This is a genomic window from Sphingobium sp. AP50, from assembly GCF_900109095.1.
Taxonomy (GTDB): Bacteria; Pseudomonadota; Alphaproteobacteria; order Sphingomonadales; family Sphingomonadaceae; genus Sphingobium.
Genome location: NZ_FNYZ01000010.1, coordinates 134971 through 161752, shown reverse-complemented (window position 1 = coordinate 161752; position 26782 = coordinate 134971). Strand labels below are relative to the sequence as shown.

The window sequence follows — 26782 nt, the reverse complement described above, 5'->3', positions numbered from 1 at the left end:
GAAGAGAAAGCATGGCATATGAGAGCAGTCCGTTTTGTCAAATCTGGTTGCCCCCCCGAGGTCATTGACGTCGCTAAACCGAGCCCGCGCCCAGGTGAAGTGCTGATCAAGATCGGGGGCGCGGGCGTTTGCCATTCCGATATTCATATTCTGGACAGTGGGCCTCTCAGCCTGCCTGCTTTTACCTTGGGGCACGAAAACGCCGGCTGGATCGCCGAATTGGGCGACGGGGTAAGCGGTTGGAAGGAAGGCGATCCGGTAGCTGTGTACGGACCTTGGGGCTGCGGAGGCTGTCATGCCTGTCAGAGCTCGGCGGAGAACCATTGCGCGCACCATGCGAGCCTGCCTAGTTTTGGCGGAGGACTTGGCTCTGACGGCGGCATGGCGGACTATATGATCGTCCCATCGCCCCGGCTGCTCGTTCCTCTCGGTGACCTTGATCCAGTCACGGCTGCCCCGTTGAGCGATGCCGCTTTGACGCCCTATCACGCGATAAAGAGAGCGCTGCCGTACCTGACCCCTGATGCGACAGCTGTGGTCATTGGCTTGGGGGGACTAGGCCATATGGCAGTGCAGATTCTTTCCGCGCTCTGCCCTGCTCAGGTGATCGCTTGCGATATTGCGGACGACAAGCTGAAAAATGCGAGAGGTAATGGTGCCGCCTACGCTGTCAACACGCGCGACTCCGAAGCAGCAAGAGCACATATTCGCGAAATCGTCGGAGGTCGTGGCGTGAACGTGGCGTTCGACTTCGTGGGGGTTCAGGCAACGATCGATCTCTGCACGCGCATCGTGGGTCGCGGCGGGCTGATCAGCATGGTCGGACAAGGTGGCGGAACCATAGCCCTGCCCGTCACCAAACCCTACGGCTACAGCATTGACCTGCCCTATTGGGGATCTCGTACCGAACTGATGGAAGTCATCGCTCTCGCACAAGCCGGCCACATCAAGGCTGAAGTAGAAGCTTTTCCCCTCGCGAGCGCCCTCGATGTATATCAACGTTTGCGCGAAGGACGCATTCATGGACGTGCGGTCCTCATCCCGTGAATGCCGCATCTGCCGTTGCCAAAGACAGTCGCATCCCAAGAGTGGCCGTCTGACATACAAGATTGAATCATTCACTCGGAAGCAATCCGGCTGAATCCCGCAGATCCGGATTTGTCTCTAATCCAGGCAGACTGGCATGTCGCTTGCTAAGGCAAGAAGGAGCATTTTCGAGATGACACAGGGGCTGCCTGAAAGCGCCCGGTCAAAAAGGTGGGAATGGAATGGAGAGCAGATTGGACGAGAGCATGACCGAGCATGTGGAGGTGCTCATCATCGGAGCTGGGATTTCCGGCATCGGGTCTGCCTACCATCTTCAAGCGCAGGCGGCTGGAAAGACCTACGCGATCCTGGAAGCCAAGGACAGCTTTGGAGGAACCTGGGAAACGCATAAATATCCGGGTGTCCGATCGGATTCGGACCTGCACACCTTTGGTTACGAGTTCAAACCATGGCTGGGTAGCCCAATCGCGTCAGGCCAAGCTATTCTTAATTATCTTGGCGAAGTGATCGAAGAAAATGGGATTGCCGAGCATATCCGGTTTGGCCACAGCGTGTCTGAATGCAGCTGGGATAGCGCAGACAATCTCTGGACGGTCAAGGCGATCCGCAAGGCCGATGGCGCAAGCATGACCTACACTTGCAACTTCCTTTGGATGTGCCAAGGCTACTACGATCACGAAAAGCCCTATCTACCGGATTGGCCAGGAACAGAGAACTTCAAGGGGCTTCTCGTTCACGCTCAAAAATGGGACCGCTCGATTGACTATGAGGGCAAAAAAGTTCTCGTCATCGGGTCAGGAGCGACAGCTGCCACGGTCATTCCCGAGTTCGCGAAGACAGCAGCGCATGTTACAATGCTACAGCGTTCGCCAACTTACTTCTTTTGCGGTGAGAATAGAAACGAACTTGCCGAACGTCTGCGTGAAATCGGTATCGATGCGCCGACGATCCATCGCATCGTGCGTGCACAAATCCTCCATGACCAAAATGTGATGACAAGCCGGTGCCAGACCGAGCCCGATATCGTCTTTGAAGAGCTTAAAGAGCGTGTCCGAACCTTCACGGGAAAGCAGGACTTCGAATTCGAGCCGCATTTTACGCCGCGGTATCGTGTATGGCAGCAGCGTCTCGCCTTTTGTCCCGATGGTGACATCTTCAAGGCCGCGGTCGCCGGTCAGCTGACCGTTGTCACTGATGAGATAGAGACCTTTACGGAAAGCGGCGTTCGCACCAAGGCGGGCGAACTGATCGAGGCAGATATCATAGTCGCAGCCACTGGCTTTAACCTCCTCATGATGGGCGGGATCCGGTTCACTGTCGATAAGCAAGCGGTCAACTGGAACGATACGGTAACCTATCGCGGCATGATGTTTACCGGAGTGCCCAATCTCGTGTGGGTAATGGGCTATTTCAGGGCAAGTTGGACTTTACGTGTCGATATGCTTGGTGACTTCGTATGCAAGCTACTGAACCATATGGATAGGATCGGGGCTCGACGGGTTGATGTGGTGCTCCGTGAGCAAGATCGAGACATGCCCCTGTTGCCTTGGATCGATCCGGACAATTTCAGCCCAAACTATCTCGTCCGGGGGCTCGGTCAGATGCCGCGCAGCGGCGACAAGCCGGAATGGCGGCACAACCAAGATTATTGGGTCGAGCGCGACGAAATCCCTCACATTGATTTAACCGGATCGGAGTTCGTCTACACAAGAAGCAGTCGAGCAGACCCTGAAAGCCGATGAACCTCGACGACTTACAGTCGATATATCGGCCGCAGCACAACATTGCCGGCCTTCTGGAGAAATACGATGCGGCACTATCGCAAATTTTATATCGGCGGATGCTGGGTAGAGCCTCAGTCCACCAATACTCTCGAAGTAATTAATCCCGCGACTGAAGTGAGTGCCGGGGTGATTAGTCTGGGTAACCAAGCCGACGTAGATGCAGCAGTCGCTGCCGCCCGCGCCGCGTTCCCCGCCTTTTCCTCAACAACGCGCAGGGAAAGGCTTGATCTCCTCAAAGCGATTGCTTCGGAATATCAGCGTCGGATCGGGGATGTGGCAGCAGCAATATCAGATGAATTGGGCGCTCCGGCGTGGCTCGCGAAGGGACCTCAGGCCGGGCTCGGGGCTGGACATATCGCGACAGGGATCAATATACTCGAGCACTTTGCCTTCGAAGAGCAGAAAGGGACCACCCTGATCGCCAAAGAACCGATTGGTGTGTGCGCTCTGATTACCCCTTGGAACTGGCCTATTAACCAGATTGCCTGCAAGGTAGTCCCGGCGCTGGCGGTTGGTTGCACCATGGTGCTCAAGCCCTCCGAAATTGCTCCGTTCTCAGCGCAAATCTGGACCGAGATTTTGGACGTAGCCGGAGTACCAGCAGGTGTCTTCAACCTCGTCAATGGCGACGGACCGACTGTTGGCGCAGCATTGTCACGTCATTCCGACGTCGACCTCATCAGCTTCACCGGTTCTACACGAGCAGGCATTGAAGTCGCGCGGGAGGCGGCAGCCACCGTAAAACGTGTCCATCAGGAACTCGGCGGGAAATCCCCCAACATCATCCTTCCCGACGCCAACCTCGAAGAGGCTGTTACCCGAGGTGTAAGGGCCGTCATGACCAACTCCGGTCAGACATGCACCGCTCCCACTCGGATGCTCGTCCCCGCCGTTCTGAACGACCGGGTCAAGGAAATCGCCAAGACTGCGGCTGAGGCGATATCGGTCGGTCCTCCTGATAATGACGTAACAATGGGCCCGGTGATCTCGCACGCCCAATGGTCCAAGATCCAGTCTCTCATAAAAACCGGGATCGACGAAGGAGCCACTCTTCTGTCAGGCGGTAGTGGGCGACCTGATAATTTTGAGACGGGCTATTATGTGAAGCCCACAGTCTTTGCGGACGTGCGGCCTGGCATGACGATCGCCCGCGAGGAGATTTTCGGACCAGTGCTGGCGATCATCCCCTACGAGGACGAAGCTGACGCTGTTCGGATCGCAAACGACACCCCCTACGGTCTGGCAGGCTATGTTCAGAGTGGGAGCATCGACAATGCGCGTCGCGTCATGCGGCAGATCCGAGCCGGCCAAATTCATATCAACGGATCGCCGCCCGACCTTTACGCTCCTTTTGGCGGCTATAAAATGTCTGGCAATGGTCGAGAATGGGGAGAGCTCGCATTTCACGAGTTCCTAGAGACCAAAGCAGTCATAGGCTTCGAACCCACGCCATAGGACGTGAGGCGCGCAACCGCGTAAGGACTCGGGGCGCGGTAATCAGCAACAGATTAGCTCGGCAAGGAAATTTGCTTTGATCAATGCATTTATCTGCGAGGGTCTTCGGACTCCCATCGGCCGATTTGGGGGAGTCTTGGCTCCCGTAAGAACTGACGACCTCGCGGCAGTGCCTATCAAGGCCTTGCTCGAGAAAAATCCGGAACTAGATCCCGACGCTATAGATGAGGTGGTCTTGGGATGTGCTAACCAGGCCGGAGAAGACAACCGCAATGTGGCGCGTATGGCTGCACTTCTGGCGGGGCTACCTACATCGGTCCCAGGATCTACCGTCAATCGGCTGTGCGCGAGTGGTGCCGACGCTGTCGGGTATGCGGCCCGTGCAATTATGTCCGGTCAGATTGACCTCGCGGTCGCCGGCGGTGTAGAATCCATGTCACGAGCGCCGTTCGTCATGGGAAAGGCAGAAACTGCCTGGTCTCGAGCGGCGAACATTGAGGATACTACGATCGGATGGCGTCTCATCAATCCAGCGATGAGGAAGGCTTATGGCGTCGACTCCATGCCGGAAACTGCTGAGAATGTTGCAGTTATGCATGGCGTCAGTCGCGATGAACAAGATGCGTTCGCCCTCAGGAGCCAGGAGCTCGCTGCCAAGGCACAACGGCAGGGCTATTTCTCGGGAGAGATAACGCCGGTAACGATCATCGGAAAGAGAGCCGAAACCGTAATCTGGGATGACGAACATCCAAGGGCTAACACCACACTTGCATCCCTCGCAGGCTTGCGCCCTGTGGTTCGGGAGGGGGGTACGGTAACCGCTGGGAATGCGTCTGGGGTGAACGATGGGTCAGCAGCGATGTTTATCGCATCTGAAAACGCCGTGAAACGGCACGGATTGACAGCGAAGGCCCGGTTCCTTGGTATGGCAACCGCTGGCGTTCAACCTAGAGTAATGGGCATCGGACCCGCGCCCGCAAGCGAGAAGCTGATGCAACGCCTGAATCTGAATATCGACGATTTCGATTTGATAGAGTTCAATGAGGCGTTCGCATCGCAGGTCATCGCGTCAGCACGAATGTTGGGCGTCGATCCGTTCAGCGAGAGGGTCAACCCTCATGGTGGCGCCATCGCGCTTGGGCATCCGCTTGGCATGTCAGGGGCACGGCTGGTCCTGACCGCTGCACGCACACTGGAGGAAACTGGCGGGACTCGCGCTCTGATCGCCATGTGCGTAGGCGTTGGCCAAGGCGTTGCCATTGCCATCGAGCGGGTCTGAAAAAAACGCGCAACTGACTTAAGAGAAGAAGTGGCTCACATGGCTGTCAAGATTGTTGCGATCCTCAACGCGAAGCCCGGAAGGGCTTCCGCGCTCTTAAGCCTGCTGGAGCCTTTGTTGGCTGCGAGCCGGGCTGAACCGGGCAATGTTCGTTGGGATGTCTGGCAAGACCAAGCTGATCCAAATCGATTCCTGCTCGACGAACTCTACGAAGACGATGCGGCGGTGGCAGCACATCGCGCTTCACCTCACTTTCTCGAATATCTTTCCAACATCAACGAGGTGGCGGACCGCACTGCGATGGTGCTGAGCCCTATCGCGACAGGCTGAGGCCGATGTTTCATACTCCAACGCCAAGCCGAGCCGGGCCTAGGGCGGTATGGGAAGCACTTACGGCGCAGGAGGGTCGAGATGACGCCTGCCGCTATTGGAAAGCGGAAGGCGCGCATTTATGACTTACAGAAGCTATGACTTCCTAGCCGTGGAACAAGTGGGGCGCGTGGTAATCGCGACCGTGAACAATCCACCGTTCAATCTCGTTACAGCCGCGCTGATGGAAGCCCTTATAGGACTCAGTGAAGAGCTGACGAGTGATCCCGAAGCATTGGTCTTCGTTCTCAAAAGCGCAAACCCAGACTTTTTTTTAGCTCATTTCGACATCGAGCGCATCCTCGAGCTGCCGAGCGACGGAGCAGCCAAGCGCCCCCAAGCAGGAGAGAGCGCCTACCATGCGATGTGCGAGCGCTTCCGGTCGATGAACAAGATCACCATCGCGCAAATCGAGGGCCGGGTTGGCGGCGTGGGCAGCGAGCTCGTCATGAACTTCGACATGCGCTTTGGCGTAATCGGCAAAACGCTGGTCAATCAGATGGAAGTCCCTCTTGGCATCCTTCCGGGGGGTACCGGGACGCAACGGATGCAGCACCTCATGGGAAGGGCTCGCACGCTTGAGGTCATTCTCGGCGGTAGGGACCTCGACGCTGAAACAGCCGAGCGTTGGGGCTATCTGAACCGCGCACTGGCGCCCGGTGAGATTGAGACATATGTCGCGATGCTTGCCCAGCGCATTGCATCTTTCCCGATCAACGCGGTCCGTTATGCCAAAGCTGCCGTCGATGCAGCTCGGCTCGGGGAGCAAGAGGGGCTTCTTGAAGAAGTGCTCCTTTTTCGGCAGTTGCTGCGAACACAGGAGGCCCGGGAAAACATGACTCGCTTCTTGAAAATTGGAGGACAGACGATGGCCGGCGAACTCGAGATCGATCGGATCAACGCCGAGCTCAACCGCGCTGTGAGGTAGAGGCTCAAGGACCCGCCGGCGGCGGCAGGGGCATTATTCCCCGGAAACATGGGTAGAGTCGATCCGGCATGCGACTCTGCCCACCTTTTCGTTCTTCAATATTTTAGAAAAGCCAGACTGCCGGAATGGCCGTCTGCCTGCAGGTTATAATGCCATCATGCCACTGGCTTTGCGCGTCAATCCTGGGGCGTTACGAGAAACTTCTCTCCGGTCGCCTTGCGGCTATAGGCGCGAATGATATCCGGGTTGAGTACATCGCGCAGCCCGAGGCGCGCGGTATAATGGCTGGCAAATGTTGTCGTGAGTTCGTTACGCACCCTTTCCAGCATGCGGGCTTCGCCGTCTTTTCCGAACCGCTGAAGCCTGTGAGTAAGGAGCCACCCCCCGATCGACCATGCAAAGCCTACCCAGCGATCCAGAACCGTTGGAGAGGGGTTGAGGAGGCCATATATATAGAGTTGTTTGAAAACCTCACTTCCATAGCGATTGTAGGTGCTCACATCTCGGGTTGCCGCTGCCTCCATGGCGGCTAGCACCTGGCTGGCCTGAGAACCGCCGCCGATAGGATCGAATGCCAGGGTGATCCCCGTCTCATAAAGAGCCTCGCGCAATTCGCTTTCATAATCCGGCGATAAGCTGTCAAGCACGTAACGCGCACCTTGATCGAGCAGAAGCCTGGCCTGCTCGGTTGACCGGACCACATTGATAAGGGGGATATCGTCCGCGATACAAAGTCTGTTGAGCATCTGGCCTAGGTTCGATGCTGCCGCAAGGTGAACAAGCCCACTGAAACCCTCGGTTCGCATTGTCTCGACAAATCCTAGGGCCGTAAGCGGGTTGATGAACATCGCGGCGCCGGAGCTAACGTCCAGATCATCGGGCAGCGCAACGCAGTCGAACATCCGCAGCTTACGGTATTGCGCGTACATCCCTCCACCTCGCATGCTAACCCGACGACCTAAGAAGTGGCGGGCATTGCGACCCGCCGCCACGACCAGACCGGCGCCTTCGGCACCGGGCGTAATCCCGATTCCTATCCTCGCGCTGAGCGCGCCCATCGATTCCGGTGAAACCTTGGCGAGAACGATAGGGCGGTCTTGGGACCCGGTTAAGTTCAGCGTGTCCAGATCCGCTGGAGCGGTAGCTGCTCCGAGCATGACGGCTAGATCGGAGGGGTTGATCGGACTAGCCTCGACCCGAACAATGACTTCGTCAGGTGCCGGGTCCGACACCGTGAGCTCGACCAGCTCGAGACGGAGTGTGCCAGATACATCAATGGTGGATTGGAGCTGAAATCCGTCAAATGTATCTGTCATGCTACCTCATCTTTCGTTCATCGTATGCGGGCTAAGGCGTCAGGCCTTAGCGGATGTGCCGCCATCAACCGCGAGGATGGCCCCATTTATGTAAGAGGCTGCTGATGATGCCAAAAAGACAGCCGCGCTCGCGATCTCTTCAGGCTGTGCAGCGCGTCCTAAGGGGCAATATGCAAAGCGGCTCTCCCCGCCGGTCGGAAACTGCTTATTCAGCACCGTTTCGACCATTTCAGTCTCGATAAGGCCAGGAGCCACACAGTTGGTGCGCAGACCGTTTGGACCGTACGTGACGGCGAGGGATTGCACCAGATTGTTGACCGCCGCTTTGGCAGCGCTGTAGGCGTGAGCGTTGGTGTGGCCGCCAAGACTTAATATACTGGAGATGAAGACAATATTGGCCCCCCTTTCCCGCCGTAGCAGCCTTGGAACAAGCGAGCGCGTAATCGCGGCGGGGCCGTTGAGATTTATTTCGATAACCTCCCGCCAAAGTTCGGCCGAGTGCGCCGTCAAAGCGGTCATGCTGCCCGGTCTGACCTGTTCGTAGGAATAGCCGACCGCCGCATTATTTATTAGCAAGTCGACGCCGCCGGCGCGGTCGCATGTTTGACCAACATGTTCGGCCACTGCTGGGTCAGTGATATCTCCCACGATGGTGTACATCTGCCGTCCAAATTGATGGACAACCGAGGAAATCTCGTCAAGTTTCCGCCCGGTACGGCCCACACCGACGATGGTGGCACCGCGCGCGGCAAGCTGACGGCATAGTGCAGCGCCAAGGCCGCCACCTGCCCCGGTTACAACGGCGATCCTCCCTTCGAAGTCCAGCATTTCTTTTCTCCTCTGGTCCAATCGCCCTGCTATGGGGTGCCTGATATCGTCTGCGGGAAGAGAATTTCCGCCTGAACCAGGTCTTCGGGTTGGCGATTATGCGGATCAACCTGAATGCGACGGTAGATTTTCGGAGGCCCGGAAGCCAAGTGTAGTCCCGCAATCGCGGCGATATTGGAAGCGTCAGCTTGCGTCCGCCTTTGATTGTGCCGAATATATTCAAGCCACGTCGCGACCTGATATCGTTCAATCCAAAGGTCTGGCTGGGTGATGTCTCTGAGCAGCGTCCAATTGCGAGCGCCGTCCCTGCGACGGATACGACGCCGCTCCTGCATTAGCGTTGTGAAAGCATTAGCGTCGGCGGGATTGATTTCGTAGTGGATCGTAACCACGATCGGACCGCTGTTTGCTTCGATCAAAGGGCCCGCGTCGGGCTCTTGCCACTTTCTCAACGGGTCAAGGTCGACGCCGTCTGCGTCGAAGAGCGGGTCTAACAGACCAGCGGCACCGCCGATCAACAACAATATGGCTGCTGCGATCACCGCATTGCTGACGTCCGTGAAGGAAGCCATCAAACCGAAGAGGCTGCTGCCGACTGCAATGCCCCCAAACGCTGCCATCTGATAAAGCGAGAGCGCCCGTGCAAGCACCCATCGCGGGGTTGCCAGCTGCATCGTGACATTGAGCGTGGAGAGAGCCAGCACCCAACCTCCTCCAGCCATAATCAGAGCGACCGAGGTCAGGATAGAATTGGTCGAGACAGCGATGAGAAATAATCCCAATGAACCAAGTCCCGCAGCTAAAGATATGATACGATTGGTCGAGTGTCGACAACGCAGAGGTGCACTGATTAGCGCCCCCGCGACAGCTCCGGCGCCGAAAGCTCCAAGAAGAAGACCGTATGTTGTTGCCGCGCCATTTAGCCCTTCTCTTACGATCACGGGCAGGAGCGACGGGATTGAACTCACGCAGACCGAGATCAACATAGCTCGTGCGATTATCTTGAGCAGATTAGGCGACATGAGCACATAGCGAACCCCACTTGCTATGGCGCTTGCTATCCGCTCGGGCGGTAGAGTTGCGGGCTCCGGCTTTGGCCGCCAGCGCAAAAGCGTGACGATGAGCAGCGGATAGCTTGCGCAATTTAGAAGAAACGCAGTCGTGGCTCCAGCGGTGGCAACGATCGCGCCCCCCAAAGCGGGCCCGGCACTCCGGGCGGCGTTGAATGCAGCGCTGTTCAGCGCTACCGCATTGGGAAGCAAAGCCTTCGGGACGATGCTGCTGACAGAGGCCTGCCAGGCGGGTGCGTTGAACGCATTGCCGCAGCCGATGAGGAAAGTGAATGCCAAAACGACATAGGGCGACGCGGCGGTGAAATACGTTAGTGCCGCCAAGCCGATCGAGACGAGCATCATAAAGGCCTGCGACCAAAGCATCAGACGCCGCCGATCCCAACTGTCGGCGGTTGCTCCAGCCAATAACGCAAACAGCATTATCGGCATCGTAGTCGACGTCTGCACAAGCGCAACCATCGATGGCGAAGACGTTAACTCCAGCATTAACCAGGATGCGCCGACCGACTGAACCATATAGCCAACGCCGGTAACAAGATTAGCCAACCAAAGGACCCGAAAAGTCGGCAAGCCAAGCGGAGACCGAGGCATGTCCGATTGTTCGACCTCTCTCCTTATATCGTCGACCACGGCAGCCGGACTTTGTCGCCCGGATCGACCGTGCGAAATGCTGGAAGAAAGCCCTGCAATCTGCTCATTTTATGTTAATCCCCTTTCGAGACAATGTCGCGGCGACGTGACACCCCGATCGGTCACGTCGCCTTCTCGCCTCAGACTCGTTCGATGATGATGGCCGGTCCCATTCCTCCAGCCGCGCACATCGTTACAAGACCCCGACGGAGATCGCGTCGCTCAAGCTCATCAAGCATAGTACCGATCAAAATGGCACCGGTGGCACCGATCGGATGGCCAAGAGCCATTGCGCCACCGTTAACGTTAACTTTGTCACGATCAAGTTTGAGATCCCGGATGAACTTTTCGGCGACTGCCGCGAAAGCTTCATTGATTTCAAACAGATCGATGTCATCGATAGACAGCCCCGCTTTTGCCAGGACCTTTCGCGCCGCAGGAACCGGTGCATTGAGCATCAAGGTGGGGCAATCCCCAATATTAGCGGTCGCGACGACCCGAGCGCGCGGTTTCAAGCCGTTCTTCTCGGCATAACTCTTTGACGCGAGAAGGACGGCCGCGGCGCCATCAACGACGCCGGACGAGTTGCCGGCATGATGGACATGTTTGATCCTCAAATCAGGATACACCTGACGGATCAGGCCTCCATAAGTCAGCCCTTCCTCATTGAGCGGCGCATCTGCCACGGCCTCGAACGCTGGCTTCAGGCCTGCTAGAGCCTCAAGCGTTGTTTGCGGTCGCGGATATTCCTCTCGATCAAGCGCGAGCGATCCGTCATCCTTATAAACTGGGACTAGGCTCTTTGCGAACCGGCCCTCATTGATGGCCACAGCAGCGCGCTGCTGACTGGTAAAGGCGAGTTCGTCGCAGGCCTCGCGGCTGATACCTTCCAATGTCGCGATGGCATCCGCACACAGGCCTTGATGCGATTGCGGGTGAAGGGCGCGCAAATGAAGGTTCTCCCGATCCATCATCGTCGGCTTGTTGGGATCGCGCGTCGAAGGGGTGAATGACATCATCTCCGTCCCACCGGCAATGACAAGATCCTCCATGCCGGCCTTGACCTGCGCGGCCGCCAGGCTGACGGCGGTGATGCCCGAGCCGCAATAACGATCGAGCGTGACGCCACTGGCCCTTACATCAAAGCCCGCGTCCAAAGCCGCCATGCGGCCCAGATCGCCCCCTTGCTTACCCACTTGGGTCGACGTCCCCCAGATAATGTCGTCCACCTCTGCGGTGTTCAAATCATTGCGCCGGGCAATTGCCTGCAATACGGCTGCCGCGAGACGCTGCGGATGGATATCGGCCAATGCGCCCTTTCCAACCTTGCCAACGCCGCGTGGCGTCCTGCAGGCATCGATGATATATGCTTCGCTCATTTAGATGTGACCTTCCCAGCAGGATTGGGGCGCTTGCGCGCCAGACTGAGTGAGGCTTCGCAACTCCTATGCCAGATACACGTCTACCCGGCCGACTAGCGCAATAGACGGATTACTGCGGGACGAAATGCATCCGTAACGGCGAGACTGGCTCTATCGACGACAATATGTGTACACCGAACATCCATTCTGAAGATTCGGCGTACTACACCGGGGCAGTCGGCTACCCTCAAACCTTGTGACGAGCGAGCTTCGCTCGCGCCTTCAGGCGCAATTCCGTTGCACCGCTTTCATCATAGCCTTGAGCGAGCCTTGGAGAAAAGCCGAGATGTCTCTGGAAAGAGTGCCAACATCGACACCAGCTTCCGGCAAGAACTCTACCGTGATCACGATTGCGGCTCGTTCGGCATCTGCTGCTTCCACTGCAACTGTCGCCTCATAATGAGCGGTTCCGGACCGGTTCACTGAATAGGTGTAAAAATAATCACCACGATGAACAAGACGTTCTTCATGTATCGCTCCTGCCCGAAGCGTGATGATGCGATATTTGCCATCCACCCGATCTTCGACCCTCTCCTCTACAACCTGCGTGGCCCAATTTGACAAGCGACCAAAGTCTCCGATAACTCTCCAGACCGCATCTACTGAAAATTCCATTTGTTGTGTAAATTGGATTTTCATCATTTTGATGTCTCGCATTTCATCGTTGATCAGAATACGGTGATCCGATAAATTCACGCCGTGATCAATGCTCATATAGATAGTTTCACTTTACCGGTCGCCAACTTCTTTAAATAATACTTTATACAAACCAATGATCATTTCATAAAAACTGAATGTCCATTGCAGAACCATCTGTGCGGGAACCTATTTCTAAAACAGGATTTTATTCCGGCAATGGAACTCCTTGGAGGGTCCCACGGTCGTAGAAAGCCCAACCATGGTGACAGGGACCCTCTCGATGATACATCATGTTTCCGTAGGAACGAACGATCTCGAACGTGCTCGGCGCTTTTATAATTCAGTTCTGGAGGGTGTAGGACTGGCATTTATGTCGGAGGACGAAGAAGGCATCGGTTGGGGGAGTGGGCAGATGAGCTTCAGCGTGCAAATACCAGTCAATGGTGAGCCAGCTACTGTGGGAAATGGCAGCCATATCTGCTTTGCGGTGGAGAGCCGCGTAGCTGTCGACCGATTCTATGATATGGCGCTTCAGCATGGTGGAAGTGCCGACGGAGCACCTGGCATTCGGGCGAAATACGATGCCAACTATTATGGCGCGTTCGTTCGCGATCCAGACGGCAACAAGATCGAGGCAGTGACATATTCTGCGGAATGAACTACCGATTGGCGAGGGCTGGCCCGGGCTTTTTTTACAAGCCGCCCGACCATTTCCCCTGCCTCGCGAGTAATTTTTGTCTTTCTGTTAGCGAGTTGCATGTGTCGGCTGTTTAATCGCGACGCATTTTACTTCCGCAAGTAAGCCGGGTATTGCGAGCTCAACCACGCCAACGCAGGTCCAAGCACAAGTGCCACGAGGGAAGTGGCGATCCTTAACCTGACGAAACAAGGGCATATGTGTCTGTAAGCCGACATGAAATGTCGTCATTTCCACGACATCGTCGAATGAGCAGCCCCCTTCCGCTAGCACGGTACGCAGGTTCTCCCAACATCTCTCGAATTGCTGTTCCGGATCCGCAATAACAGCGAGTTCATCATCGCGCCCTACCTGCCCTGCGCAGAATAGGAAATCACCAGCTTGGACGGCTGGCAGGTAACCCGCCCGTTCGACAATTTCTTGCATAACCGGTGGCACGATTGCGATCTTGCTGGTCATAAATTTCCTGAATTATACTGGGATTCCCCGAAATTGTCTTGCTGCGGTATGATACCGTTTTGCCTTTGAGTTGGCGATTGGCAACCATTTCAGTCCAGCACAGATTTAAATGTCGTTATCAATGGATCAAACAGGTCCAGATAATAGGGGAACGACCGCGCGGACAGCAAGATCATCCAGACCATCTACGATCCATCGCGAATAGTGTCGCTCGATCATCACCACGGATGTATCGTGCAGCGCTGCAACGAGCCGGATGGGGAGACCGAGTCGCAAACCGCGAACGATGGAACTGTGCCTAAGAGCATAAGGGATTGTCGCAGCTGGCAAGCCCGCCTTCTTCATCGCATCCTGCCAGTGCCGGCTCAGCTCCGAAGAAGTCTTCCATGCGCCGCGCTCATAGCGCTCCCACCTGACTGCCGTAATCTGCCGAACGTGCCAACGTTCTAATAGCGGCTCATTATATGACCTATCTGCGACGGCGGGACGCAGTAGGTCCACGATATCGGGGCCTACGGCAACCCGGATGTGTTGATTGTCCTTCTTCTTACCCTTGAAGGATTGCGGAATCATGAGCCGTCCACATTCCAGCAATGCGTCGCCTACGGTCATCCGTCGCAGCTGCGCGAATCGGGCGCCTGTCGCAGCCAGGACCGCAACCATTCGACCAAAATCCTGGTCCACCTCGAGCGCAGCCGCAACGATCTTGCGAATTTCGGCATCAGCCAGAATCTGATTCTCACGGCTCTTCGATTCAAGCACTGCAGGTGCATCGAGAGCAAGCCCGTATTTGATGGTTATAGGAAGGTCTGCAGGCAGCGCCTGCCGGTGCTCAGCCCATGCAGCGTTGAGGGCCGCCTTCACTTCGTTGAGCAGCCGTTGCGTACTGGTATATTTCTGTTTGGAAAGGCGCTTTTGCCACGCACGAAGGTCGGCCTCCGTTATGTCCCGTAGCGCCAGGCCAGACAATCGCTTGTCGGAAAGAACATGTCGTTGCAGCTTGTAATGGGCGTCAGACCGGACCGCCCTTCCCGCCTGAGCAGCCTTGCGCGCATCGCGCCGTTCGATATAGGCAGCGATGGCTGTCGCCACGGTGATGTTGGGGTCAAGCGCGCTTGGCAAGCCTTTCGTTTGCACCTCCATCCACTGCAATGCCTTCGCGAAAGCCTGCTTCCAGGTGAGGATATTAGTGTCGTTAGCGTCTAGGATATCGTCCGCCTCGCCCAGCGCAGCGGTCACATAGGCATTGGGTTTGTCAGTCCGCCGCAGTCGCACGACCCAGGAGGCTTTGCGCGCCCCCTTGTAATAGCCAAGATGGAACCCTTCGGAAATCAGCCGCCAATAAGGCACGGATTTTACCGACAGCCGTACGCGGACCGTGCGATCCTGGAGACGAACATCCGCAACGGCCCTCGACATGATGATATGATCCAGCCTCGACTTCTTATCTTTTTCATCTACCAGAATTCTGTCGGACCAGCAAGGACGGATACCTCTTAACTACTTGTTTTTATTGGTTTCCAAGGACGTCCACAGCCGTCTTTTCGCCGCCCTCTCACGGCTGAAACACGGGTAAGATTTGCGCGGCATCATCATTCTCGTAGCCTGCAACTCAGTTACTCGGGCCGACAATGCCTTGCCAATATATGACTGTTGACCGGGTGGAATTGCCGAAATGGCGGCCAAAGTTAACGAGGTGATAGTCGCACCCAATCAACCGTAGGTATTAGCAAGCGAAAATTGTGGGTCAGCGCGGCGCAGGCTCCCTGATCCATCTCAGTGACGGTTGCATGGAGAGAGATCTCGAAGCCTGCGTTTCGCCCGATTGCTAATATTGAACCTACAGGTAGATTTTCTAAAAGATCCTTGATTAAAATCCAATAATGTCCCAAGAAATACCAGATCGAACTCTGGAAATAACAATCAAACTTATTGTTTGAATGTTGTTTGCCTAGAAACGATTTTTCACTTTTTTTTATTTTTCAACTGGATGCGGCGTAAGTACGAACCCTGTCTCCCCGACCAACTTCCTGTAAGTTATTGATTTTACGCCTCAACCCTCGCGGGGTGGGATGATTGTAAGCACGGTTGTACCCCTCGCTGTACCCCTTGAGGCGGCGGAATGGGATTTCCGAAGGTGGCGCTGCGTGGCGGCACCTATTACTGGCGAAAAAAGATCACGGTTGCAGGCACATGCCTAACGCTGTCGTTACCGTTGCGTACCGGAAATTTTAATTCCGCCTGCTCTATTGCTCTCCGCTTGGGAACGGCAGTCGAGACATTACGCATGGCATATGGTCAGTCGTCGGGTATGGGGCCCGACAGGCTCAAGCGCGTCTTCAGCGACGCGATGCGCTGGCAATTGCAGCGGATATTTGAAGATCAAGCCGGAAGCCGTGCGCCCGCTGGCGAGCACGCCACCACAAACTCCATCCATGCTGAGGCGTGGAGCTTCCTCGCTCAAAACGGGCCAGACGCCAAATAGTCGCTCTGAATAGCCCCTAGATTTCTGGACGCCTTGGGTCCTAATTTTGAGGACAGGAGGCGACAATGGGGAATGCCAATTTCAGCGATGAGTTCAAGGCTCTCCTGAGCTTGTCGAAGGGCGGATGCGGTGGCTCAGATTACGGAGCGAGGTTATCGCGTAGCGGAGGTTTCCGAGCGGCTCGGGGGCAGCCAGCACTCGCTATATTCGTGGAAGAAGCAGTTTGGAAAAGTGGCGTCGGGCGATGTGCCGGAGCCTGGCGATCCAGCCCAGCGGTTTCTATGCCTGGCAGAAGAACCCGTTGAGCCATCGTGCACAGGAAGATGCCCGGCAGACTGAGTTGATCCGGCAGGCCTGGAAGAACAGTGGTAAGGTCTATGGCTATCGCAAGCTGCACGATGATCTGCTCGATCAGGGCGAGACCTGTTGTCCCAACCGCGTCGCCCGCCTGACCAGCCTGGCGGGCATCAAGGCGCAGGTCGGTTATAAGCGGCGTCCGGGCAGTTCAGGAGGAAGGCCTTCGGCCGTTGCTGCCAACACCCTGGATCGCCAGTTCGACGTGGTGCAGGCCGATCACGCTTGGGTGACGGACATCACCTATATCCGCACGATGGAAGGCTTCGCCTATCTGGCGGTCGTGCTCGACCTGTATTCCCGTCGTGTGGTGGGTTGGTCGATGCAAAGCCGTCAGACAACCGATGTGGTTTTGCAGGCCCTGCACATGGCGGTGTGGCGGCACAAGCCGAAGAACCGCGTGCTCATCCATTCGGACCAGGGCTTTCAGTTCACCAGTATCGACTGGGCTGCCTTATCAGGGCTCACAATCTGGAACACTCCATGAGCCGCCGGGGAAACTGCCACGATAATGCTGTCGCTGAGAGTTTCTTCTCATCGCTCAAGCGTGAGCGCATCCGGCGACGCACCTACAAAACGCGCGAAGAGGCCCGGCAGGACTGATCTGTCCCCACCGAGTGGACCGATTGGAGTGTTAGTGCATTAATCTCATCGCCGCGATATCCGAGCGGAGGTGGAGCGAAGCGGAACCGGAGGCCGGATATGGCGGTGTCGCCGTTTCCGGGGCCGGTGGTCGATAGCCCAAGCTGCTATGGGGCCGGACGCTGTTGTAATGCCGCGGCCATGCCTCGATCAGCACCCTGGCCTCGGTGAGGCTGTAGAAGATCTCGCCGTTGAGCAGTTCGTCGCGAAGCGACCCGTTGAAGCTGGACGCCTCGAAAAACGCTGGCCTTTGAGGGGTAGATTTGATTCACTTCGCCGAGGCTGTGGCGGAGGCAGGAATGGCAGGACAGCCGGGTTTCTTTGATCTTTCGGACCGATATGAGGCGCTGAGCGCGGCAGGCGATCCGCTAGAGCGGTTGTCGGCGGTGGTGGACTTCGAGCTATTCCGGGCACTGCTGGTGGCCGCGCTGCGACGTGGTCCTCGTAACAAGGGCAGACGACCGCCGTTCGATCCGGTGCTGATGTTCAAAATCCTGGTTCTACAGGCGTTGTATTCGCTGTCCGACGAGGCGACCGAGTTCCAGATCAAGGACCGGCTATCGTTCCAGCCTTTCCTGGGCGTGGGGCTGGAAGGCACCGTGCCGGATGTCACCACGGTCTGGCTGTTCCGCGAACGGCTTGTGAAGGCCAAGGCGATCGACCGGTTGTTCGCGCGCTTCGATGCCGCGCTCAAGGACCGGGGATATCTGGCCATTCCGATGTTCGGCTACAACAACCATATCGGAATTGACCAGACCCATGGACTGATCCGCACCTGGGATGCGAGCGCCGCCAAGGCCCATGATGGCGCGCGACTGCCCGATCTGATCAGCAAGGAGAACACCGCCTCGGGCGTTTGGGCCGATACCGCCTATCGATCGAAGAAGAACGAAGCATTCCTCGCCAGGGGCATGTTCACCAGCAATATCCACCAGAAGCGGTTGCCCAGGCGGGCGCTGCCCGAACGGATAGCGAGAGCCAATGCAAGGCGCCCAAAGGTCCGCGCTGCGGTCGAGCATGTCTTTGCCGGGCAAAAGCATCGCATGGGCCTCGTCGTCCGTACCATCGGCATCGCCCGCGCCAGGATCAAGATCGGCATGGCCAACCTGATCTATAATTTCCAGCGCCTCGTATGGCTTGAAAGCCGCGCTGCGCCTGCATGACACGAAAACCGGACCCAGTGATCGGCTCCGTCCAGAAAATCAGCGGATCGGTGCATCGGAATCGGCACGACCCGCCCGCTGGCGCCTCCTCCTGCGTCCATCAGGACATAATCCGACGGTTCTTCGAGGTGTCCAGCTTGGCATCGTCAGAAGACATAAGGCTCCCTGCCCTGAAGTTGCGTGGGCAACAGGCTGATAAATGCTCCGAGAGGATCACCCCGCAGGAGAAGGGTCCCGCGCTAGGAGAGGTTTAAACGGCGACGTCGGCCTTTATGGCCGGATGCGGATCGTAGCCCTCTACCTCGAAATCATCGATCGTATATCCGTCTATACTATCTGGTCGCCGAGAAAGGCGCATCTTCGGGAAAGGCCTGGGCTCACGGGTGAGTTGCTCTCGCGCCTGATCGAGATGATTGAAATAGAGATGCGCATCACCCGCCATCCAAACGAATTCGCCCGGCCGAAGGTCTGCCTGCTGGGCGAGCATGAGTTGAAGTGCAGTTGCGCCCACCCAGTTGAAGGGCAAACCTAACAAGGCGTCGACCGAGCGCTGAAACATCAGGCAATTCAAGCGCCCGTCAGAGGTGACGTGATACTGATAAACCATATGGCACGGGGGAAGTGCCATTTCACCGAGTTCGGCCACATTCCATGCGTGGAATAACATCCGACGGCTCGACGGGTTCGTTTTGAGCGTTTCGACCAACGTAGCAATCTGGTCATGCTCTTGCCCATCAGGACCAGCCCAACGCCTCCACTGCTTCCCGTAAACGGGCCCCAACTCGCCCCAGCGTGCAGCAAAATCATCATCCTCGACGATACGGCGCTCAAACGCTTCCTGATCGATGTTCTCGCCGGTTTCACGGCGGTAAGTGGCAAGCGGCCAATCACTCCAGATCCGCACGTTGTCACGCAGCAGATCCTGGATATTCGTACCCCCCTTCAGGAACCAGAGCATCTCTTTCGTCGAGGTCTTCCAGTAAACCCGCTTTGTTGTGATGATCGGCGCAGTTCCATCAGACAGGTCAAATCGAGCCATCGCCCCAAAGACGGAGCGCGTTCCCACTCCAGTCCGGTCGATACGTTCATCCCCGTTGTCCAGGATGTGCCGCATCAGGTCCAGATATTGGCCCTCCGGATGTCCGCTCTGACCTACCACCTCAATACCTCCGCTACCATAATGCGCATACATAAGGCTGCCCTCACGCAAACACGATATCAATGATCAATTCCAACCCAACGTCCGATTGCCTACGGTTAACCAAGGGAGGATGAGAAAAATAACCCAAACCTCGGCAATACAAACCTCATCCAATCAGACGTAATTTCCAAACCTTTCCCAATATAATGCGCAATAACATCGAATTTATTTCGATTATTATTTATATATCATTCCATTTACTCGACACATGATACTATGTTGATTGAATATTTTCAATGATAGAGAGCAATTTTGCTGAGGAGGCCACATCTGCTAGTGTTTGGCCCACCGAATGAGCTTATTGCTCTCGTGCAGAGCGCATGCATCGCCCCCACTTTTGTCGGCATCGCCGAATCATCGCAGGATGGTGATTGTCGCGCTCAATTGGACGTCACACGAGCAGACGGATTCGGGCACGTTTCGAATGGATACGTCCGATTGTTCGACGTCCAGGCTGCATAGTCCGAGACTTCGCTCGCCTCCCGGCATTCACTCACCGGGTGAAGCGCTTCCCTATGAGGCCATTGGCGCCAGCTAAAACCGGAACCAGTAATTCCGGCCATATCGGCCACTCACTCACCGCTTCAATGCACTACACCGGAAAAGTAGCTAAAGCCCAGACCCAGATCGCAACTGCGCTGGAACAACAGGCCGTTGAGCTTCCCGTTCGACACCTGAAACTGATAGGTCATGTGGCAGGGCGGCAGCGCCATTTGCGGCACTTCCGCGACATTCCAGCCCGTGAACAGCAGGCGGCGCGACCCCGGCGTGGTGCGAATCGCCTCGACCAGTTCGGCGATCTGGTTGCGGCCCTTTTCCGCCTTGCGATACAGGCCATCGCCGACTGGTTCATAGAGCGGCCAGTTCACCCATTGCGCGCCATAGACCGGACCCAGATTGCCCCAGCGCGCCGCGAAATCATCGTCGGCCACGATCCGCATCTCGAACGTGTCGCGATCCAGATCCTCCCCGGTCGCCCGGCGATAAGCGTCGAGCGGCCAGTCGGTCCAGATATGCACGCCCTGCCGCACCAGTTCGCGGATATTGGTGTCGCCGGTCAGGAACCACAGCATCTCGCGCGCCGCGACCTTCCAATAGACGCGCTTGGTCGTGAGCAGCGGCACTGCATCATCGGCCAGCGAAAAGCGCATGGTCGCACCCAATATGGAGCGGGTGCCAACGCCGGTACGGTCGACCCGCTCGTCGCCATGGCGCCAGATATGCCGCATCAGATCGAGATACTGGTCTTCATAATGGGGCATGATGTCGGTCAAGGCGCGATCCTGCGGTCGTGAGTCTGGTTACTCCGGCTGTAGCCCAGCGCGGCGGACACGCCAATCTTGGCGTCATTTCGGACCGATCCCTTCCGCCTTTGCGCCATAATGGCGCCTTCTGTCCCTCGCCGCCGGCCTGCCCGCTCCGCAAGATTTCTCCCATGAACAGGGACTTCAGGCTGATGCTGGCGATACTCGATGCGGACTGGCGCCCTTGCGGGCTGCTGCCCTTTCATCAGGAATGGGGCATAGTGATGCGGCATCTGCTGGAATCGGAACGCAACTGGATCGCGCTGCTGCAACGGCGCCGGCCGACCGCCTGCCCTTTGCCCGATTCCCGCGACATCGCCCTGACCCGCACCCTTGCCCGCAGCCTGCGGCCGCTCGACCTGCGACTGGCAGACCATGTGATCGAGGCCGGAAATGCGCGCTTCAGCTTCCGCACGGCAGGGCTTTTGTAATGACTGCAAAAAAATCGTCATTGCCCGCTTGCCAGCCCGGAAAGCCCCCTCTATAGGCCCACTCCTGCCTTACGGGGCCGCCCACAAAGCGGCTTCGGCATCGGTCGGGGAATAGCTCAGCCTGGTAGAGCACTGTCTTCGGGAGGCAGGGGCCGGAGGTTCGAATCCTCTTTCCCCGACCAACTTTCTTCACAGGAAGAAGCGAATTATCAGCGGGATGGCATAGCCATCGCCGCCGATTTTTTGCGTCTGCTCTCCGTCGAGCCGACGCAGTTTTTCGACAGATGACATTTGTCGAAAGTATACGGTCACTTCTTGTGCATCCGTAAAAGATGTTTGACCCCGCCTGTCCGGGTCGCAATGATCCCCGCCATCACACCGGTCCGGCCGCTGCGCCGTCACCCAATCACAATCCGACCCGCGCCATGCGGGCATAGTCAGGCAGGAGACTTACCTTGCATAGACGCGATTTTCTGGCCTTTGGGGCCATGGGCGTGGGTGGCTTCGTCCTCCCCTCCATGTTCGGCAGGGTCATCGCCGCCGAGGAACTGAACAGCGCCATCGACGTGGCGGTGAAGAAGAGCCTGGCCGACACCGCGATGAACGCCGCCAAGAGCGCGGGCGCATCCTATTGCGACGTGCGCGTCGGCCGCTACCTGCGCCAGTTCGTCATCACCCGCGAACGCAATGTCGAAAATATCGTCAACACCGAATCGAGCGGCGTCGGCATCCGCGTGATCGCCAATGGCGCCTGGGGCTTTGCCGCCACCAATGAAATGACTGCCGACGCCGTGGCCAAGGCCGCGCAGCAGGCCGTCGCCATCGCCAAGGCCAACGCCCCGACCCAGAGCGCACCGGTCCAGCTGGCCCCGACCAAGGGCGTGGGCGAAGTCAGCTGGAAGACGCCGATCGTCAAGAACGCCATGGACGTGCCGATCAAGGACAAGGTCGCGCTGCTGATGGACGTCAACGCCGCCGCCATGGATGCGGGCGCGGACTTCATCAATTCCATCCTGTTCCTGGTCAACGAGCAGAAATATTTCGCCAGCACCGACGGCAGCTATATCGATCAGGACGTGCACCGCATCTGGGCGCCGACCACGATCACGGCGGTCGACAAGACCAGCGGCAAGTTCCGCACCCGCGAGGGCCTGTCGGCACCGATGGGTCTGGGCTACGAATATCTGGACGGCGCCGCGTCAGGCAAGACCGTGCTGCCCAATGGCGTGGTCGTCTATGGCAACAGCTATGACATGAAGGAAGATGCGATCGCCGCCGCCAAACAGGCGCGCGCCAAGCTGAAGGCGCCTTCGGTCAAGCCGGGCAAATATGATCTGGTGCTCGACCCGTCGCACACTTGGCTCACCATCCATGAATCGGTCGGCCATCCGCTCGAACTGGACCGCGTGCTGGGCTATGAGGCGAACTATGCCGGCACCAGCTTCGCCACGATGGACAAGCTGGAAAGCCATTTCCAATATGGCAGCCCCAATGTGAACATCGTCGCCGACAAGACGCAGGTCGGCAGCCTGGGCGCGGTCGCCTATGACGATGAAGGCGTGAAGACCAAGAAGTGGGATCTGATCCGCGACGGCAAGCTGGTCGGCTATCAGGCGATCCGCGATCAGGCCCATATCGAGGGCAAGAAGGAATCGGACGGCTGTGCCTATTCCGACAGCTGGTCCAATGTGCAGTTCCAGCGCATGGCCAACGTCAGCCTTGAGCCGGGCAAGGCGAAGAAGAGCGTCGCGGAGATGATCGCGGGTGTCGAGGACGGCATCTACATCATCGGCGACGGCAGCTTCTCGATCGACCAGCAGCGCTACAACGCCCAGTTCGGCGGCCAGCTCTTCTACGAAATCAAGCAGGGCAAGATCACCCAGCAAATCGAGGATGTCGCCTACCAGATCCGCACCCCGGAATTCTGGAACGCCTGCACCGGCGTCTGCGACAGCAGCGATTATCGTCTGGGCGGCTCCTTCTTCGACGGCAAGGGCCAGCCGGCCCAGGTCTCCGCCGTGTCGCACGGGTCTTCGACCGCGCGCTTCAACGGCATCAACGTCATCAACACCGCGCGTTCGCTCGGCTGACGCTGCAATTTTGATTGGAGCCTGATTCACGCTCCCAGTGGAAACGCAAAGCGCTTCCACCGGAAACGATCAGACTCCTAGGGAGACAAGATAATGAGCATCCTCACCGAAGCGCAGTCCAAGGCGATCCTGACCAAGGTCGTCGCGCTCTCCAAGGCGGACGAATGCACCGCCCAACTCACCGGCAAGATTCAGGGCAATGTCCGTTTCGCCCGCAACGACGTGTCGACCGCCGGCCTGACCGACGATATCGAACTCGCCGTGCAGGTCGCCTTTGGCAAGAAGGTCGGCACCGCCACCATCAACCAGTTTGACGACGCCTCGCTGGAGCGGGTCGTGCGCCGGGCCGAAACGCTGGCGCAACTGGCCCCCGACAATCCGGAATTCATGCCCGCCGTCGACAAGCAAGCCTACAAGCCCAGCCCGACCTTCGCCCAGTCGACCGCCGACATCACGCCGGCCTATCGCGCGCAGGTCGCTAAGACCTCGATCGACGCCTGCAAATCGCAGAAGCTGATCGCGGCCGGCTATCTGGAGGATAATCAGAGCTTCACCGCGATCGCCAACAGCAAGGGCAATTTCGGTTATCAGCGCTCGACCATGCTGGATTATACCTGCACCGTCCGTACCGAGGATGGCCGGGGTTCCGGCTGGGTCGGCACCGATACGCAGGATGCGACTCGTTTCAAGGCGGATAGCGATATCCAGATCGCCATGCGCAAGGCATCGGCCTCGTCCGAGGCCAAGGCGCTGGAGCCGGGCAAATATACCGTGATTCTGGAACCCATGGCGGCCGCTGGCCTGATCGGCTTCATGTTCTACTTCTTCGGCGCGCGCGAGGCCGATGAAGGCCGCAGCTTCCTGTCGAAAAAGGGCGGCGGCAACAAGCTGGGCGAACAGGTGTTCGGCCCGCAAGTCAATTTCTACACCGATCCCTGGGATCCGGTTGCGCCGTGCGAACCGTGGGACGAGGACGGTCTTGCCCGCCAGCGCATGGACATGGTGAAGGACGGCAAGGTCGTGAACCTGAACTACAGCCGTTACTGGGCCAGCAAGCAGGGCAAGCCCGCCGCCGGGCAGATGGGCAATATCCTGATGACGGGCGGCGACAAGTCGACCGCCGATCTCGTCCGCTCGACCGAACGCGGCGTGCTCGTCACCCGCACCTGGTATATCCGCATGGTCGATCCGCAGACCGTGCTGCTGACCGGCCTGACCCGCGACGGCACCTTCTATATCGAGAACGGACAGATCAAATATCCGATCAAGAATTTCCGGTTCAACGAAAGCCCGGTCATCATGCTCAACAATGTGGAAGAGCTGGGCAAGCCGGTCCGCGTGCCGCCGGACGAAGTGTCGATGAACATCGTCGTGCCGCCGATGAAGCTGCGCGATTTCACCTTCACCTCGCTGTCGGACGCGGTGTGACGCTGATCGTCTCTGCATGACACGCAGCGAATTTCTTCGGTTGATGGCGGGTGGTCTGGCTGGCGCGATGCTGGCCCGGCCACTCTCCGCAGCCGGGGGCTATGATTTCTGGTTCACCCGCCTGCGCTATGACAGTGGCGACTGGGATGTGGACCAGCGCACGCCGTCCAACATCATCACCTCGCTGATCGATTACACCACGTTGCGCGTCGATCCGAAGGAGCATGTCATCGCCCTTTCGGACCCGAAGATGCTGACCGCGCCCTTCTGCTACATGGCGGGGCACAAGCTGGTGGAGTTCTCTCCGGCCGAACGACGAAATTTCGAACGCTATGTGCGCAATGGCGGCTTCGTCATGGTGGACGATTGCAACCATGACATAGACGGCCTGTTCGCCCGCTCCTTCGAAGCGCAGATGGCGAAGATTTTCGGCCCGAAGGCGCTCAAGGAGTTACCCAAGAGCCACGGCCTCTACCGCAGCTTCTTCAAATTTGACGGCCCGCCCAATACCGGCCTCGAACTCAACGGCTGGGGCGATGATCTCGTCCACGAATATCTTAAGGGCATAGAGGTGAACGGCCGGCTGGGCGTTCTCTACAGCAACAAGGATTATGGCTGCGAATGGGATTATGACTGGCGTAACAAGCGCTTCCTGGCCGAGGATAATACGAAATTCGCGGTCAATGTCGTGATGTACGCGCTGTCGGTGTGACGGCCCCGCCTCTCCCCCCTTCCCGCCTTTCGTCCAGCAAGGGACATGACATGACAGACCTCACCGAAGCCGACATCCAGACCCGCCTTGACGCTTTGACCGGGCTGCGCGCCGCGATCGGACAGGCGATCGTCGGGCAGGCCGATGTGGTGGAGCAATTGCTGATCGGCCTGCTGGCGGGTGGCCATTGCCTGCTGGAGGGCGTGCCGGGCCTGGGCAAGACGCTGCTCGTCCGCTCGCTCGGTGAAGCGCTGAAGCTCGATTTCCGCCGCGTTCAGTTCACGCCGGACCTGATGCCCAGCGATATTCTCGGCACCGAATTGCTGGAGGAAGATCATGGCACCGGCCATCGCAGCTTCCGTTTCCAGCAAGGCCCGGTCTTCACCAACCTGCTGCTGGCCGACGAACTCAATCGCACCCCGCCCAAGACGCAGGCCGCCCTGCTGGAAGCGATGCAGGAAAAGACGGTCAGCTATGCCGGCGTCACCCATGTCCTGCCCAAGCCCTTCTTCGTGCTGGCGACGCAAAACCCGCTGGAGCAGGCCGGCACTTACCCCCTGCCCGAAGCCCAGCTTGACCGCTTCCTCCTGCACATCCGGGTCGATTATCCGACCGAGGCGGAGGAACGCGCCATTCTGGCCCAGACCACCGGCTCCAAACCCACCGCTGTTCCCGCCGTGATGCAGGGGGAAGAAGTGCTGGCGTTGCAGACGCTCGTGCGCGACGTCCATTTCAGCGACGACCTGCTCGATTGGGTCACGCGCCTCATCCGCGCCAGCCGCCCCGGCGAAGGCATGGCGGAGGATATTCGCAAATATGTGAAATGGGGCGCGGGTCCGCGCGCCGGCCAGTCGCTGATTTTGGCGTCCAAGGCGCGCGCGCTGCTCCATGGCCGCCTTGCCGCCACGCGCGACGATATCGCCGCGCTCGCCGTACCGGTGATGCGCCATCGCCTGCTTCTGTCCTTCGCCGCCGAAGCGGAAGGGCGCAGCGCCGATGATGTCGTCGCGGCCCTCGTCCGCGCCGTTCCGCTCGCCTGATCCCTTC

22 protein-coding genes, 1 tRNA gene and 3 pseudogenes are annotated in these 26782 nt (G+C 57.8%); 16 read left to right on the top strand and 10 right to left on the bottom strand.

Annotation, left to right across the window (positions count from 1 at the left end; translation table 11 throughout):
- Positions 1 to 99 precede the first annotated feature (99 nt).
- The 6 genes from BMY84_RS16945 to BMY84_RS16920 all read left to right on the top strand — a co-directional run bounded on the left by BMY84_RS16945 (position 100) and on the right by BMY84_RS16920 (position 6862).
- On the top strand, positions 100 to 1047 hold the full coding sequence (locus BMY84_RS16945) for an NAD(P)-dependent alcohol dehydrogenase (protein ID WP_256215296.1): 948 nt from the start codon (positions 100 to 102) through the stop codon (positions 1045 to 1047).
- A 245-nt stretch (positions 1048 to 1292) separates the two neighbouring features.
- Entirely contained in the window at positions 1293 to 2789 is a 1497-nt protein-coding gene (locus BMY84_RS16940; protein ID WP_093085463.1) for a flavin-containing monooxygenase, read from the top strand.
- A gap of 66 nt (positions 2790 to 2855) precedes the next feature.
- The gene (locus BMY84_RS16935) at positions 2856 to 4286 is read left to right on the top strand and encodes an aldehyde dehydrogenase family protein (protein WP_093085396.1); all 1431 of its coding nucleotides are present in this window, start codon (positions 2856 to 2858) and stop codon (positions 4284 to 4286) included.
- A 76-nt stretch (positions 4287 to 4362) separates the two neighbouring features.
- On the top strand, positions 4363 to 5565 hold the full coding sequence (pcaF, locus tag BMY84_RS16930) for a 3-oxoadipyl-CoA thiolase (protein WP_093085394.1): 1203 nt from the start codon (positions 4363 to 4365) through the stop codon (positions 5563 to 5565).
- A 39-nt stretch (positions 5566 to 5604) separates the two neighbouring features.
- On the top strand, positions 5605 to 5895 hold the full coding sequence (locus BMY84_RS16925) for a putative quinol monooxygenase (RefSeq protein ID WP_093085393.1): 291 nt from the start codon (positions 5605 to 5607) through the stop codon (positions 5893 to 5895).
- 121 nt (positions 5896 to 6016) lie between these two features.
- Complete coding sequence (locus BMY84_RS16920) at positions 6017 to 6862, top strand: enoyl-CoA hydratase/isomerase family protein (protein ID WP_093085391.1); 846 nt, start codon at positions 6017 to 6019, stop codon at positions 6860 to 6862.
- Positions 6863 to 7038: 176 nt separating this feature from the next.
- On the opposite strand, the gene BMY84_RS16915 is transcribed toward BMY84_RS16920, so the two are convergent.
- The 5 genes from BMY84_RS16915 to BMY84_RS16895 all read right to left on the bottom strand — a co-directional run bounded on the left by BMY84_RS16915 (position 7039) and on the right by BMY84_RS16895 (position 12844).
- A complete protein-coding gene (locus BMY84_RS16915; protein WP_093085390.1) occupies positions 7039 to 8178 on the bottom strand; it encodes an NADH oxidase in 1140 nt (379 codons plus the stop codon).
- Positions 8179 to 8217: 39 nt separating this feature from the next.
- The gene (locus tag BMY84_RS16910; protein WP_093085388.1) at positions 8218 to 9006 is read right to left on the bottom strand and encodes an SDR family NAD(P)-dependent oxidoreductase; all 789 of its coding nucleotides are present in this window, start codon (positions 9004 to 9006) and stop codon (positions 8218 to 8220) included.
- Between the two features lie 29 nt (positions 9007 to 9035).
- Complete coding sequence (locus tag BMY84_RS16905) at positions 9036 to 10670, bottom strand: MFS transporter (RefSeq protein ID WP_093085387.1); 1635 nt, start codon at positions 10668 to 10670, stop codon at positions 9036 to 9038.
- Between the two features lie 179 nt (positions 10671 to 10849).
- Complete coding sequence (locus BMY84_RS16900; RefSeq protein WP_093085385.1) at positions 10850 to 12088, bottom strand: acetyl-CoA C-acetyltransferase; 1239 nt, start codon at positions 12086 to 12088, stop codon at positions 10850 to 10852.
- Positions 12089 to 12352: 264 nt separating this feature from the next.
- Positions 12353 to 12844, bottom strand: a complete 492-nt coding sequence (locus BMY84_RS16895; RefSeq protein ID WP_093085383.1) for an SRPBCC family protein — start codon at positions 12842 to 12844, stop codon at positions 12353 to 12355.
- 205 nt (positions 12845 to 13049) lie between these two features.
- On the opposite strand from BMY84_RS16895, the gene BMY84_RS16890 reads away from it, so the two are divergent.
- Positions 13050 to 13427: a VOC family protein gene (locus BMY84_RS16890; RefSeq protein ID WP_093085382.1), complete on the top strand. Its 378-nt coding sequence runs from the start codon at positions 13050 to 13052 to the stop codon at positions 13425 to 13427.
- 87 nt (positions 13428 to 13514) lie between these two features.
- On the opposite strand, the gene BMY84_RS16885 is transcribed toward BMY84_RS16890, so the two are convergent.
- Positions 13515 to 13925 carry a RidA family protein gene (locus BMY84_RS16885; protein ID WP_093085380.1) on the bottom strand — a complete coding sequence of 137 codons (411 nt, stop codon included), beginning with the start codon at positions 13923 to 13925 and terminating at the stop codon, positions 13515 to 13517.
- Between the two features lie 126 nt (positions 13926 to 14051).
- Complete coding sequence (locus BMY84_RS16880) at positions 14052 to 15344, bottom strand: tyrosine-type recombinase/integrase (RefSeq protein ID WP_093085379.1); 1293 nt, start codon at positions 15342 to 15344, stop codon at positions 14052 to 14054.
- A gap of 703 nt (positions 15345 to 16047) precedes the next feature.
- On the opposite strand from BMY84_RS16880, the gene BMY84_RS29230 reads away from it, so the two are divergent.
- Positions 16048 to 16410 (top strand): hypothetical protein, encoded by a 363-nt coding sequence (locus BMY84_RS29230; protein WP_143075076.1) that lies wholly within the window; start codon positions 16048 to 16050, stop codon positions 16408 to 16410.
- 129 nt (positions 16411 to 16539) lie between these two features.
- Positions 16540 to 17364: pseudogene (locus tag BMY84_RS16875) on the top strand (IS3 family transposase); the annotation flags it as partial.
- A gap of 34 nt (positions 17365 to 17398) precedes the next feature.
- Here the strand turns inward: BMY84_RS16875 and BMY84_RS16870 are convergent.
- Positions 17399 to 17632: pseudogene (locus tag BMY84_RS16870) on the bottom strand (transposase); the annotation flags it as partial.
- Between the two features lie 73 nt (positions 17633 to 17705).
- On the opposite strand from BMY84_RS16870, the gene BMY84_RS16865 reads away from it, so the two are divergent.
- Positions 17706 to 18569 (top strand): transposase, encoded by an 864-nt coding sequence (locus BMY84_RS16865; protein WP_093085376.1) that lies wholly within the window; start codon positions 17706 to 17708, stop codon positions 18567 to 18569.
- Between the two features lie 250 nt (positions 18570 to 18819).
- On the opposite strand, the gene BMY84_RS16855 is transcribed toward BMY84_RS16865, so the two are convergent.
- Entirely contained in the window at positions 18820 to 19761 is a 942-nt protein-coding gene (locus tag BMY84_RS16855) for a thymidylate synthase (RefSeq protein ID WP_093085373.1), read from the bottom strand.
- Positions 19762 to 20375: 614 nt separating this feature from the next.
- Positions 20376 to 21032, bottom strand: a pseudogene (thyA, locus tag BMY84_RS16850) (thymidylate synthase); the annotation flags it as partial.
- A 173-nt stretch (positions 21033 to 21205) separates the two neighbouring features.
- On the opposite strand from thyA, the gene BMY84_RS16845 reads away from it, so the two are divergent.
- From BMY84_RS16845 to BMY84_RS16820, 6 genes are all read left to right on the top strand, one after another.
- Positions 21206 to 21505 carry a JAB domain-containing protein gene (locus tag BMY84_RS16845; protein ID WP_093085371.1) on the top strand — a complete coding sequence of 100 codons (300 nt, stop codon included), beginning with the start codon at positions 21206 to 21208 and terminating at the stop codon, positions 21503 to 21505.
- Positions 21506 to 21610: 105 nt separating this feature from the next.
- Positions 21611 to 21687: transfer RNA gene (locus tag BMY84_RS16840), tRNA-Pro, on the top strand.
- A gap of 273 nt (positions 21688 to 21960) precedes the next feature.
- Positions 21961 to 23595: a TldD/PmbA family protein gene (locus BMY84_RS16835; protein ID WP_093085370.1), complete on the top strand. Its 1635-nt coding sequence runs from the start codon at positions 21961 to 21963 to the stop codon at positions 23593 to 23595.
- A gap of 93 nt (positions 23596 to 23688) precedes the next feature.
- Positions 23689 to 25023 (top strand): TldD/PmbA family protein, encoded by a 1335-nt coding sequence (locus BMY84_RS16830; RefSeq protein WP_093085368.1) that lies wholly within the window; start codon positions 23689 to 23691, stop codon positions 25021 to 25023.
- 16 nt (positions 25024 to 25039) lie between these two features.
- Positions 25040 to 25735, top strand: coding sequence for a DUF4159 domain-containing protein (locus BMY84_RS16825; RefSeq protein ID WP_093085367.1), 696 nt, complete (start codon positions 25040 to 25042; stop codon positions 25733 to 25735).
- Between the two features lie 50 nt (positions 25736 to 25785).
- Positions 25786 to 26775 carry an AAA family ATPase gene (locus tag BMY84_RS16820; protein ID WP_093085365.1) on the top strand — a complete coding sequence of 330 codons (990 nt, stop codon included), beginning with the start codon at positions 25786 to 25788 and terminating at the stop codon, positions 26773 to 26775.
- Positions 26776 to 26782: the final 7 nt, after the last annotated feature.

Excerpts from the sequence above, each read along its gene's own strand:
- BMY84_RS16885 (WP_093085380.1), bottom strand. The coding sequence starts at position 13,925 with ATGACCAGCAAGATCGCAATCGTGCCACCGGTTATGCAAGAAATTGTC.
- BMY84_RS16940 (WP_093085463.1), top strand. The coding sequence starts at position 1,293 with ATGACCGAGCATGTGGAGGTGCTCATCATCGGAGCTGGGATTTCCGGC.
- BMY84_RS16935 (WP_093085396.1), top strand. The coding sequence starts at position 2,856 with ATGCGGCACTATCGCAAATTTTATATCGGCGGATGCTGGGTAGAGCCT.
- BMY84_RS16920 (WP_093085391.1), top strand. The coding sequence starts at position 6,017 with ATGACTTACAGAAGCTATGACTTCCTAGCCGTGGAACAAGTGGGGCGC.
- BMY84_RS16855 (WP_093085373.1), bottom strand. The coding sequence starts at position 19,761 with ATGTATGCGCATTATGGTAGCGGAGGTATTGAGGTGGTAGGTCAGAGC.
- BMY84_RS16925 (WP_093085393.1), top strand. The coding sequence starts at position 5,605 with ATGGCTGTCAAGATTGTTGCGATCCTCAACGCGAAGCCCGGAAGGGCT.
- BMY84_RS16880 (WP_093085379.1), bottom strand. The coding sequence starts at position 15,344 with ATGTCGAGGGCCGTTGCGGATGTTCGTCTCCAGGATCGCACGGTCCGC.
- BMY84_RS16915 (WP_093085390.1), bottom strand. The coding sequence starts at position 8,178 with ATGACAGATACATTTGACGGATTTCAGCTCCAATCCACCATTGATGTA.
- BMY84_RS16820 (WP_093085365.1), top strand. The coding sequence starts at position 25,786 with ATGACAGACCTCACCGAAGCCGACATCCAGACCCGCCTTGACGCTTTG.
- BMY84_RS16900 (WP_093085385.1), bottom strand. The coding sequence starts at position 12,088 with ATGAGCGAAGCATATATCATCGATGCCTGCAGGACGCCACGCGGCGTT.
- BMY84_RS16845 (WP_093085371.1), top strand. The coding sequence starts at position 21,206 with ATGAACAGGGACTTCAGGCTGATGCTGGCGATACTCGATGCGGACTGG.
- BMY84_RS16910 (WP_093085388.1), bottom strand. The coding sequence starts at position 9,006 with ATGCTGGACTTCGAAGGGAGGATCGCCGTTGTAACCGGGGCAGGTGGC.
- BMY84_RS16865 (WP_093085376.1), top strand. The coding sequence starts at position 17,706 with ATGGCAGGACAGCCGGGTTTCTTTGATCTTTCGGACCGATATGAGGCG.
- BMY84_RS16905 (WP_093085387.1), bottom strand. The coding sequence starts at position 10,670 with ATGCCTCGGTCTCCGCTTGGCTTGCCGACTTTTCGGGTCCTTTGGTTG.
- BMY84_RS29230 (WP_143075076.1), top strand. The coding sequence starts at position 16,048 with ATGGGATTTCCGAAGGTGGCGCTGCGTGGCGGCACCTATTACTGGCGA.
- BMY84_RS16830 (WP_093085368.1), top strand. The coding sequence starts at position 23,689 with ATGAGCATCCTCACCGAAGCGCAGTCCAAGGCGATCCTGACCAAGGTC.
- BMY84_RS16825 (WP_093085367.1), top strand. The coding sequence starts at position 25,040 with ATGACACGCAGCGAATTTCTTCGGTTGATGGCGGGTGGTCTGGCTGGC.
- BMY84_RS16890 (WP_093085382.1), top strand. The coding sequence starts at position 13,050 with ATGATACATCATGTTTCCGTAGGAACGAACGATCTCGAACGTGCTCGG.
- BMY84_RS16895 (WP_093085383.1), bottom strand. The coding sequence starts at position 12,844 with ATGAGCATTGATCACGGCGTGAATTTATCGGATCACCGTATTCTGATC.